This is a genomic window from Peptacetobacter sp., from assembly GCF_029264495.1.
Classification (GTDB): Bacteria; Bacillota; Clostridia; order Peptostreptococcales; family Peptostreptococcaceae; genus Peptacetobacter.
In genome coordinates, this window is the sequence record NZ_JARIBH010000078.1 from 19,958 (window position 1) to 30,745 (window position 10,788).

General features: G+C 28.0%; 16 protein-coding genes and 1 pseudogene. 16 read left to right on the forward strand and 1 reads right to left on the reverse strand.

Annotation, left to right across the window (positions count from 1 at the left end):
• The first annotated feature begins 45 nt into the window (after positions 1–45).
• From Q1J78_RS07690 to Q1J78_RS07750, 13 genes and pseudogenes are all read left to right on the forward strand, one after another.
• Positions 46–237, forward strand: coding sequence for a plasmid mobilization protein (locus tag Q1J78_RS07690; protein WP_300276355.1), 192 nt, complete (start codon positions 46–48; stop codon positions 235–237).
• Entirely contained in the window at positions 230–1,069 is an 840-nt protein-coding gene (locus tag Q1J78_RS07695) for a DNA adenine methylase (protein WP_300276357.1), read from the forward strand. Before Q1J78_RS07690 ends, Q1J78_RS07695 begins: the two co-directional genes overlap by 8 nt.
• 16 nt (positions 1,070–1,085) lie before the next feature.
• Complete coding sequence (locus Q1J78_RS07700) at positions 1,086–2,345, forward strand: type II restriction enzyme (RefSeq protein WP_442952112.1); 1,260 nt, start codon at positions 1,086–1,088, stop codon at positions 2,343–2,345.
• A gap of 180 nt (positions 2,346–2,525) precedes the next feature.
• A complete protein-coding gene (locus Q1J78_RS07705) occupies positions 2,526–2,840 on the forward strand; it encodes a hypothetical protein (RefSeq protein ID WP_300276361.1) in 315 nt (104 codons plus the stop codon).
• 10 nt (positions 2,841–2,850) lie between these two features.
• Entirely contained in the window at positions 2,851–3,276 is a 426-nt protein-coding gene (locus Q1J78_RS07710; protein ID WP_300276363.1) for a hypothetical protein, read from the forward strand.
• Entirely contained in the window at positions 3,254–3,520 is a 267-nt protein-coding gene (locus tag Q1J78_RS07715) for a DUF960 domain-containing protein (RefSeq protein WP_300276365.1), read from the forward strand. The genes Q1J78_RS07710 and Q1J78_RS07715 overlap by 23 nt, the downstream gene beginning before the upstream one ends.
• A 377-nt stretch (positions 3,521–3,897) precedes the next feature.
• Complete coding sequence (locus tag Q1J78_RS07720; protein WP_300276367.1) at positions 3,898–4,086, forward strand: hypothetical protein; 189 nt, start codon at positions 3,898–3,900, stop codon at positions 4,084–4,086.
• Positions 4,087–4,182: 96 nt separating this feature from the next.
• On the forward strand, positions 4,183–4,419 hold the full coding sequence (locus Q1J78_RS07725; protein WP_300276369.1) for an outer membrane protein assembly factor BamD: 237 nt from the start codon (positions 4,183–4,185) through the stop codon (positions 4,417–4,419).
• Between the two features lie 111 nt (positions 4,420–4,530).
• Positions 4,531–5,034 (forward strand): hypothetical protein, encoded by a 504-nt coding sequence (locus Q1J78_RS07730; RefSeq protein WP_300276371.1) that lies wholly within the window; start codon positions 4,531–4,533, stop codon positions 5,032–5,034.
• Between the two features lie 46 nt (positions 5,035–5,080).
• On the forward strand, positions 5,081–5,338 hold the full coding sequence (locus Q1J78_RS07735; RefSeq protein WP_300276373.1) for a hypothetical protein: 258 nt from the start codon (positions 5,081–5,083) through the stop codon (positions 5,336–5,338).
• Positions 5,339–5,347: 9 nt separating this feature from the next.
• The gene (locus Q1J78_RS07740; protein ID WP_301118255.1) at positions 5,348–5,779 is read left to right on the forward strand and encodes a hypothetical protein; all 432 of its coding nucleotides are present in this window, start codon (positions 5,348–5,350) and stop codon (positions 5,777–5,779) included.
• A 199-nt stretch (positions 5,780–5,978) separates the two neighbouring features.
• Positions 5,979–6,437: pseudogene (tnpA, locus tag Q1J78_RS07745) on the forward strand (IS200/IS605 family transposase).
• Between the two features lie 182 nt (positions 6,438–6,619).
• Positions 6,620–7,450: a restriction endonuclease gene (locus Q1J78_RS07750; protein ID WP_300276377.1), complete on the forward strand. Its 831-nt coding sequence runs from the start codon at positions 6,620–6,622 to the stop codon at positions 7,448–7,450.
• A gap of 147 nt (positions 7,451–7,597) precedes the next feature.
• Here the strand turns inward: Q1J78_RS07750 and Q1J78_RS07755 are convergent, their stop codons facing one another.
• Positions 7,598–8,035 carry a hypothetical protein gene (locus tag Q1J78_RS07755; protein WP_300276379.1) on the reverse strand — a complete coding sequence of 146 codons (438 nt, stop codon included), beginning with the start codon at positions 8,033–8,035 and terminating at the stop codon, positions 7,598–7,600.
• Between the two features lie 175 nt (positions 8,036–8,210).
• Between Q1J78_RS07755 and Q1J78_RS07760 the strand changes: the two genes are divergently transcribed.
• The 3 genes from Q1J78_RS07760 to Q1J78_RS07770 all read left to right on the forward strand — a co-directional run bounded on the left by Q1J78_RS07760 (position 8,211) and on the right by Q1J78_RS07770 (position 10,765).
• Positions 8,211–8,549, forward strand: coding sequence for a zinc ribbon domain-containing protein YjdM (locus Q1J78_RS07760; RefSeq protein ID WP_300276381.1), 339 nt, complete (start codon positions 8,211–8,213; stop codon positions 8,547–8,549).
• A gap of 501 nt (positions 8,550–9,050) precedes the next feature.
• A complete protein-coding gene (locus Q1J78_RS07765; protein WP_300276383.1) occupies positions 9,051–9,743 on the forward strand; it encodes an iron-sulfur cluster assembly scaffold protein in 693 nt (230 codons plus the stop codon).
• Positions 9,744–9,766: 23 nt separating this feature from the next.
• Positions 9,767–10,765, forward strand: coding sequence for a GGGtGRT protein (locus Q1J78_RS07770; protein ID WP_300276385.1), 999 nt, complete (start codon positions 9,767–9,769; stop codon positions 10,763–10,765).
• Positions 10,766–10,788: the final 23 nt, after the last annotated feature.

The window sequence follows — 10,788 nt, forward strand, 5'->3', positions numbered from 1 at the left end:
TTTGATAATCTAAATTAGAATTAAAATATAAAAGGGGTACAAAATATGATTAATTTTATAGAGGATAATAAAGATGAATGTATTAGATTTAGAGTTAGTAAAAAGCAGAAAGAATTAGTAAAATCAATGGCTAAGGAACGGAACTTAAGTATGACAACATTCTTATTAGAATTGCTTGAACTAGCTAGAACAGATAAAACGATATTAGAAAAATTAGGAGGAAATAAAGTTGAGTAGAAAAAAAAATAATCTTGTGTCTCCTGTACTTAAATGGGTTGGAGGAAAGAGACAACTAATTCCAGAGATAGAAAAATACTTTCCAGATAAATATTCAACATATTATGAGCCGTTTATTGGTGGTGGAGCAGTATTATTTAATTTCCAGCCTAAAAAGGCAGTAGTTAATGATATAAATGAAGAGCTGATAAATTTATATGAAGTAATTAAAGACGATGTGGAATCTTTAATACAAGATTTGAAAAATCATAAAAATGAATCTGAATATTTCTATGAAATAAGAAGTTTAGATAGAGATAAAGAAGTATATGATAAATTGAATAATGTTCAAAGAGCATCTAGAATACACTTCTTAAATAAGACTTGCTATAATGGATTATTTAGAGTAAATAGTTCAGGAGAGTTTAATTCACCATTTGGAAAATACAAGAATCCTGATATAGTGAACGAAATTACACTAAGAGCAGTAAGTAAGTATTTTAATAATAATAATATTACTTTTAAATGTGGAGATTTTGAAGACGCGTTAAAAGGTATTAGAAAAGGTGCATTTGTTTACTTAGATCCACCATATGATCCAATATCAGATAGTTCTAATTTTACAGGATATGCAAAAGGTGGCTTTAATAGAGATGAACAGATACGATTAAAGAAATTGTGTGATAAATTAGATTCAAAAGGAGTTAAGTTTTTACTTTCAAATTCAGCTACACCATTTATAATAGAGCTATACAAAGAGTATAAAATAGAAGTAATAAAAGCAAAAAGATCTATAAATTCAAAGGGTGACAAGAGGGGAGAGATAGATGAAGTGCTAGTGAGAAACTATTAGTAAGAGTAAAAATGATATAGCTTGGGAACAAATATTTGAAAAATATAATGTCTTAGAAATATTAGATAATGATGGATATTTTATAATAAATGCATCTGAAATTGGAAAGTTTAGAGAGGCTAGATTAATGGCTAAATTTGATCATAAGAGTCAGTTACCTGAAATATTAAAAAAACATAATCTTTCTATACTACCAATAACTAGAGGAAGCTATATAATATCTCAATTTGAAGCGTATAAATCTTTTGAAGAAATTAATACTGAGATTACTAAAGTAACATTTCCTGAACACATAGAAAGTATAGATTATGAGAGCATTACTAGTGAGTCAATGGCTATAAATTGTGCATATGTGTCAGGTATTATAGCTGATTTTATGGAAGATGAAAAAATATTGCCAGTTGTAAGTGGAAGAATGAGTTCTTCAGAATTTGAATTTAGTATAAATAACAATAAACAAGATACTAAACTTTTGATAAAAGTGAGTAATTCACAAATAGAAATAGATGGTGGATATGAAGGTATTGAAAAGTTAGCTTTAATAGAGGCTAAAAACTCTATTTCTGATGATTTTTTAATAAGGCAATTGTATTATCCATATAGACTATGGAGAAATAAAGTATCTAAGAAGGTTAAACCAATTTTTATGACATATTCAAATGATATATTTTCTTTCTATGAATATGATTTTATAGAACCTGAAAACTATAATTCACTAATTCTTGTAAAGCAAAAAAATTATATCATACATCAAGAAGATATATCATTAGGAGATATTTTATCTATACTTGAGGATGTAGATATAATAAAAGAACCTAAAATACCATTTCCTCAAGCTGATAATTTTAAGAGAATAATAAATTTATGTGAATTATTATTAAAAGAGGATATGAAAAAGGAAGATATAGTTTCAAAATATGATTTTGATCCAAGACAAGCAGACTACTATACAAATGCAGGAATGTATTTAGGATTAATAAATAAAAATAGTAGTCAACTAATATATTCCTTGTCAAGTAAAGGTAAGAAAATTATTAGACAAAGACATAGGGCTAGACAGTTAAGTTTGGCAAGATTAATACTAGAGCATGAGGTTTTTAACAAATCATTCAAATTATATCTAGAAAAAGGAGAAAGTCCAAATAAAAAGGAAATAACAAATTTAATGAAAGGATCATATATACACAATGTAAAATCAGATGCAACTTTAATGAGAAGATCATCAACTGTAATAAGTTGGACAAGCTGGATTCTTTCTTTAGTAAATACTGATTAAATTAAAATAAAATAAAATAGTCACTCTTGATAAATAGATATAATTTTTAGATACTACAAATTTAAGTAGTATCTTTTTTATTGGTTAAATTGTATAGAACTAAATTTCAAATATATATTATAGCTATGATAGAACTAGATAAGATAATTTATTATTATTTTAAATAAGGAGGAAATCATAATGATAGAAGAAATTTGGAAAAAGCAAGACTTAGACTTACCAATAGAAGTACTATCTACAATAGAAACCACCATAGAAATACTAGATGAAAACTATAGTATAGAAAGAACAGCAGAAGATTTAGGTGGATATGTAGCAGTAGTAGATAGAGCTGGAATAAAAGAACTAAAACAACATCAACTAAAAGGAATAATATCTGAATACATAGACGAAATAGAAGGAGCTGAATACATTTCAGCTCTATTTTTGTGTCCAAATGACTTCTCTATAGTAGTTATTTGTAAGAAAGAACTAAAAAATCTAATAGAATGTTAGGAAAACTAAGATGATAAATCAAAGCTCAGAAATACCAAATAAACTATTTTACACAGAGTTACAAATGTTAGTAGAAAAATACAACAGAATAGATGAAGCTACTAAGAAAAATATTGAAGATATAGTAGATAACTTAAAAGACGAAGAACTACAAGCATATCTAATGAGGAATCCAAATAAGTTGCTAGAGATACTACAACAAACTGATGAAGTAAATGAAGATGTAGTAACATTCTTTATTTGGTACAATTCAGAGGTAAAACCAATAAGCATACATAAAGCTAAAGAATGTATTAAGGAACTGAAATCAAATAAGGACATAGAGATAGAAGAATACTTAATCTATCAAGATAAAAGATACTTAAAAGAGTATACTAGAGAGCTACTAGAAGATAGATTAGACCAAGAGTACTATGTGGATAAATGGGACAACTAAAGATGAAATGGTATATGAGATTGTGGACAGTGTAAATTTAGAAGAAACATTAGATCTATATCCACAAGAAGCTTTTTTAATTGGAGGAATACAATACAAATATGCAGAGATAGATGTAGTACCTATAGAAATAAACTTACTGCTATATGATTTAATTGATGAATTAACTATAGAAAAAGATTACTTACAGATATTTGAATTAGGAGCTCATGAAGAAATATTAGAAATAATACATAAGCAATAAATTCCCGAATTCACGTGCAAATTTATAGTAAGGAATATTGGAATTGAAAAATCAATGAAGATATATGTAATTGATAGTGGAGATTATAGTACTATGATGCTTAGTAGTGAATATTAAAATTATTCCAAATTATATTTATATATAATTTGGAAACTTAAGTTGACATTGATAAAGTAAGACCTTTTTTATTAGTCAATATTAGTATTGATGGAATATCTTTTAAAGATATAAATGAATATTAATATAAATTAATAAATATAGAAGTAAATAGATATATAGATATAAATAATTTACATAATATTTTACAATAGAAAATCAGAATGAAACTTTTTCTAATACTGGTTATTATTAATATGAAATCGTAATGGAGAAGGAATATGATAAAAAATAGTAAATATTACAAAGGAATATACTCTGAAATGATAGAGATATTAGGGGAAGATATTGTTAGACTTATATACCAAAATTATAGGGGTCAACAGGTAACCTTTCCTATGAAGTTATATTCTAATGAATACGTTGAAAAGTATATAGATAAAAATATTACTTCTAAAACTATAAGATAGATGTGTAGAGAATTAGGATCTATAGAAGGTTGGATAAAGCATTTAATAAATAAAAATAAAGTAAAAGCTGAGTAATTATATAAGGGGAGTGAATATATGAAAAATCTAAAAAATATAATTATAGGGGTATGCATATTTTCAAGCATAGTTGTTACTGGATGTTCTAGTTATAATAAAGAATCAAGTAAAGAAAATGCTAAGAAAACAGAGCAACAATATGAAGCAAGAGATCCAGTTAAATTAACAAACAAAGAAAAAGAAGCTGTAAAGAAATTAAAAAAAGTAGTAGAAGATTTTGCTACTGGTAAATTAACAAGAAAAGAGGCATTATAGAAATTTAAAGTAGAAGGAGAAAAAGTAAAAAATGAACCTAATTTCAAAATATATTTTGACACGTTACAGTTAGAGGCAGAAGAATTAGAGTTCAAAGATCTTATAAGAAAAATGTTAAATATAATAAATTCAATAACTGGTGAAAATAAATCTATTGATGATTTAAAAATAACAGAAGAGAAAAAAGAAGTTTCTAATAGTAATTCTAATAAGAAAGACGATTATAGTTGTCCTATATGTGGTGGAGATTGTCCTAAAGATTCTGAATGTGTAACTTATCCACCAGGTACTTGTACTGCATGTGGTAAACCTGGTGTAGTAAATAAAGATTTAGTTTCATGGACAAATAATCATGGTGAATATTTAACTACTCATAAAGGTAGTTGTACAGAAATTATGAAAGAAGATGATGAAGCTAATACCGTGAAAACTTTCCATTGTGAACAATGTGGTAGAGCAGTTCAATCTACACCTGCTGCATGGACTGGAATATGCCAATATTGTTTAGCTTATACAACTCCAGAAGAAAATAATGTAAATGTTTCTTGTTCTAAATGTGGAGAATATTTATCAGCATATGGTAAATGTGCAGACTGTGGATATGGTTATGAATAAAAAATATAAACTTTAAGAAAAACGATATTGAGGGAGATTGAGTTACATGGACATAATAATTATTATAGCAGGAATAAATTTAGGGACAGGAATATTTTTTGCAATAAATACTATAATGTATATTACTTATTTTGAATGTGGAGCTATTGTAAGTATGTGGTTTGGATGCACAATTTTTTCTATAGTAGTAATAGCCTTATTAGGAGAGATATTCCTTTGGTGTTTAAAATGGATAATAATTAGAGGAGTAATACTAGCAATAGTAGGATTCATGGGAAGTAAAATGAAAGTAAATGATGAGTAATTGAACATATTGAATAAAAAAGTATTGATAATATTAGTAACTACTATCATGGTTACTATATTAACGGGGTACACAAATTTGGAATACGATAAATATTCAAATGACTACAATAAAATAAGGGAAATAAGCACAACAGAATTAGCAATATCAGATGCGTACCATAATTCTGGAAGTAAAAATAAGTTTAAAAAAGAAGCTAAGAAGATATTAAAAGACCTAGAGAAAACTAAGATGAAAACAAAAGAAGGAAAAGATGTATTAAACGTGTACCTAGAAAGAGCAGAGTATCTAGTTGATATTCTTGTAGAGAGTTGGAATAAGGGAGTAATTCCAAATACAGAAGATAAAAAAATAGTTCAATTAGAAGCAGACTTAGAAGATAAGATGAACAAATTAGAAGAAAAGATAGAGGAATTGAAAGTAGAGTCAAAACAAGAGTGATGGAATAACAGAATATCAAGAAAGAAATTAGAAGAGATAGTTGATAAAAGACTATCTCTTTTTGTATATAGAAAACCACCAGTTAGACTGGGGATTCAGTGAAGCTTTTAGCTTTGAGTCTTTAATAAGAAAACTCCTTTTGATAAGATATAATTGCGGTCCGCCAACTGCAAAAAAATTATCAAAAGGAGATCGTAAAATGAACGACATACATAGTTTATCACATACAAAATTGAACTGCAAATATCATATAGTTTTTGCACCCAAATATAGAAGAAAAGTATTCTATGGAGAAAAAAGAGTAGAAATAGGAGTAATCCTTAGAGAATTATGCAGATGGAAAGGTGTGAATTTACTTAGTGCAGAAGCTTGTCCAGATCATATACATATACTTGTAGAAATACCACCCAAAATGTCAGTATCAGGATTTATGAGATTCTTGAAGTGAAAAAGTAGCCTAATGATATATGAAAGATGGGGAAATATGAAGTATAAATATAGAAACAGACAATTTTGGTGTAGAGGATATTATGTTGACACAACAGGAAAAAACACAAAAAGAATAAAAGAATACATAGAAAACCAGTTGAGAGAAGATATGATGAGTGAACAGCTAACGCTTGACGTAGTAGACCCGTTTACGGGTAACCAGAAATAGTTAGCGAGTGGCGGACTGACATACGCTTTGAAGCGTAGCTGGAAGTTGAGCCTTATAGGCGTCAAATGAAGAAACCCCAGTTTTACTGGGGGTTCCTTTTTTGCTGTTTCGATGCTTAATTGTAGTTGTTTGAAATTTGTAATATAATGATGTAAGAATTAAAATATATGGGGGAGATTAATATGTTTAAATATAAGTATGATGATTTAATTAATCCTTGTTTTCAAGCTATTAAGAAACTTGGAGGATCAGCTAAAAATGATGAAATAAATGAGGAATTAATAAGTATGTTAAATTTAAAAGATAACGAAATAAATGACATACATAGAAACAGCACAACTAAACTAGAATATAGATCAGCATGGGCTAGAACATACTTAAAAAATGCGGGCTATATTGAAAATAGTTCAAGGGGTGTTTGGTCTATAACTGAGTTAGGTAATAAGGTTGATAAGGTAGATAATAATAGTATAAAAATAGAAGCAAGGAAAAATATGAGTAATAAGAATGAAAATACAAATATTGATATAGCAGATAATGATGTAGATGATTATAATTGGCAAGATGAAATATTAGATACCATTAAGAAAATTACTCCTGAGAAATTTGAAAAGCTTTGTCAGCGATTACTAAGAGAATTAGGATTTGTAAATGTAGAGGTAACTGGAAAATCTCATGATGGAGGAATAGATGGAAAAGGAATTCTTAGATTAGGAGGAGTGTTATCTTTTCAAGTGGCATTTCAAGCTAAGAGATATGACGGGACAGTGTCATCATCAGTAATAAGAGATTTTAGAGGTGCTATAATGGGTAGAGTTGATAAGGGTGTTATTATAACAACAGGTATATTTTCAAGAGAAGCTATCAAAGAAGCTATAAGGGATGGAGCTACTCCTATAGATTTAATAGATGGGAATGAATTAGCAACTCATCTGAAAGAGTTAGGAATTGGAGTAGAAGTAAAATTAGTTGAAAAAGTAGTAGTAAAAAATACATGGTTTGAGAATTTATAATTAAAAAAGTGTGATCTTTTAGATGTGTAATGGAGAACCTTATCATAAATAAAAAAGCCTTGATATCAAGGCTTTTTTTGTATGTAAAACAATTAGTAAAGTCAGGTTTTGTACGTATCAACCTAGTTTTACTTGGGTTATTTTATATTATTTTTTATTTTCTCTAATTACATTTATGCTAATAGTGACAACAAAAACAATTGTTACCAAAAATAGAATAATATTAAAGGATTTAGAAAAAATACTAATAATAAGATTTATAACTAATAAGATAGCAACTAAAATAGAAAATACTAAATCATTAATATAAATACAATCTTTTCCTAATTCCATAAAAATAAATCTTACAATAGAAAGTATACAAGAAATTAATAAAAGAATCATGAAAAGATACAGTACTATATCGTTTGCAAAAATTTTACTATCTGATAAATTAGAATTAGAAGAATTTAAAATATTAATAAAATCTTTACCAAACAAGAATAGAAGAATTATAGATACAAGAAATGATATTCTAACATCTCCTTTTCTTTTATCTGGGATATTCGATTTTGGATTATTTATATCTTTTAATATTATTTTCATAATTATTACCTCCAATTAAGAGTGATTTTTTATTATTATATATTACAAAAATTAAAAAATAAATATTAAATGAATATTGTAATAAAGTTGTAATAATATATAAAAATTAATTAAAAATTATCGAACTATATAGTATAATGGAAAAGACTATAATAAAAATGGAGGATTTTAAAAAATGGAAAATTTACCAAATTGCCCAAAATGTAATTCAGAATATACTTATGAAGACGGAAGTTTATTAGTATGTCCAGAATGTGGACATGAATGGAATCCTGATACAGAAGTAGATGAAAATGTAATAAAAGATGTAAACGGAAATATATTAAATGATGGAGATTCAGTAACAGTTGTTAAAGATTTAAAAGTTAAAGGAAGTTCATCTTCTATAAAAATAGGCACAAAAGTAAAAAATATAAGATTAGTTCCAGAAAATACAGATGGACACGATATAGAATGTAAAATAGATGGTTTTGGAGCTATGAAATTAAAATCAAGTGTTGTAAAAAAAGCATAGATAAACTTATTTATATAAAATATTTAAAATTAGAAAACAGTTTTAATTTTTTTAGAACTGTTTTTATTTTTATGCAAATTTAAATAAGATTATATAAATGAATATTTTTAAAATAAGTAAAAAAATTTTAAAAAATTTTTTAGAAAAAATTATTATAAAATTATATTTTTATAGAAAAGTTAAACATGATAGGAAAACTTTATTTTCAAATGGTATATGCATTTTTAAATATATATTTTTTTCGATATAATAAATTAAATCAGAAATTTATTATAAGAAAGATGAAAAAAATTGATAATACGTTGAAAATTACACTTTTTAAAAGAGGTATTTTGTGTTAATATTAATCATAATAGAGGTTTGAAAAACAAGTTAAATTAGTATTGATGCCTTACATAATAAGGACAATCAATTTCAATTGAGAATTTCAAACTTCATTTGTTAATGGCAATGATATACAATTATCTGAATAAAAAAATTTAAAAATAAGGAGGAAGTCTTATGATTTATTCAGCAGAAGTAAATAATATGTGTATAATAAACAAAGGACCAAACCATGGTCCAGCTCCAATACCAGAAGAAGGAAAATGGGTTAAAGCTAAAGAAGTAAAAGATATAAGCGGATTAACTCATGGTATAGGTTGGTGTGCTCCACAGCAGGGTGCATGTAAATTAACTTTAAATGTTAAAGATGGTATAATACAGGAAGCTTTAGTTGAAACAATAGGATGTTCAGGAATGACTCATTCAGCAGCTATGGCATCAGAAATATTACCAGGAAAAACAATATTAGAAGCATTAAATACTGACCTTGTATGTGATGCAATAAATACTGCAATGAGAGAAATATTCTTACAGATAGTATACGGAAGAAGCCAGACTGCTTTCTCAGAAGGTGGACTTCCAGTAGGTGCAGGTCTTGAAGATTTAGGTAAAGGACTTAGAAGTCAGGTAGGTACAATGTATGGAACATTAGCTAAAGGACCAAGATATCTTGAAATGGCTGAAGGTTATGTTACAAGAGTTGGACTTGACGAAAACAACGAAATAATAGGATACGAATTCGTTAATATGGGTAGAATGATGGAAATGATAAAAGGCGGAACAGACGCTAATGAAGCTATAGAAAAAGCAAAAGCTACTTACGGAAGATTCAACGACGCCGTTAAATACGTAGATCCAAGACATGAATAATATCTAAAGGAAGGTGAAAATAAATGGCATTATTTGAAAGTTACGAAAGAAGAATAAACCAGATAACTCCAGTTCTAGAAAAATATGAACTAGGTACATTAGAAGATTGTAGAGAACTTTGCAAAAGCAAAGGATTTGATCCATATGAAATAGTAAAAGAAACTCAGGCTATAGCATTCGAAAATGCTGGTTGGGCATATACTTTAGGTGCTGCAATAGCTCTTAAAAAAGGATGTTCAAAAGCAGCTGATGCAGCAGAAGCTATAGGTGAAGGACTTCAGGCATTCTGTATACCAGGTTCTGTTGCTGACAATAGAAAAGTTGGTTTAGGACATGGTAATTTAGGTGGAATGTTATTAAGAGAAGAAACTGATTGTTTCGCATTCCTTGCAGGACACGAAAGTTTTGCAGCAGCAGAAGGTGCTATAAAAATAGCAGAAAAAGCTAATAAAGTAAGAAAACAGCCTCTAAGAGTTATACTTAACGGACTTGGAAAAGATGCTGCTTATATAATATCAAGAATAAATGGATTCACTTATGTTCAGACAGAATTTGATTACTATACAAGTGAATTAAAAATAGTAAAAGAAATACCATTCTCAAATGGAGATAGAGCTAAAGTTAAATGTTATGGTTCAGATGACGTTAGAGAAGGTGTTGCTATAATGCATCATGAACGTGTTGATGTATCTATAACAGGAAACTCAACTAACCCAACTAGATTCCAGCATCCAGTTGCAGGAACATACAAAAAAGAATGTTTAGAACAGGGTAAAAAATATTTCTCAGTTGCTTCAGGTGGTGGAACAGGTAGAACTCTTCACCCAGACAACATGGGAGCAGGACCAGCTTCTTACGGTATGACAGATACTATGGGAAGAATGCATTCTGATGCACAGTTTGCAGGATCTTCATCAGTTCCAGCTCACGTTGAAATGATGGGTCTTATAGGTATGGGTAATAACCCAATGGTTGGTGCTACAGTTGCAGTTGCAGTTGCAGTTGAAGAATCAAGTAGATAATAATTTTTAAATAATAAAAAGTA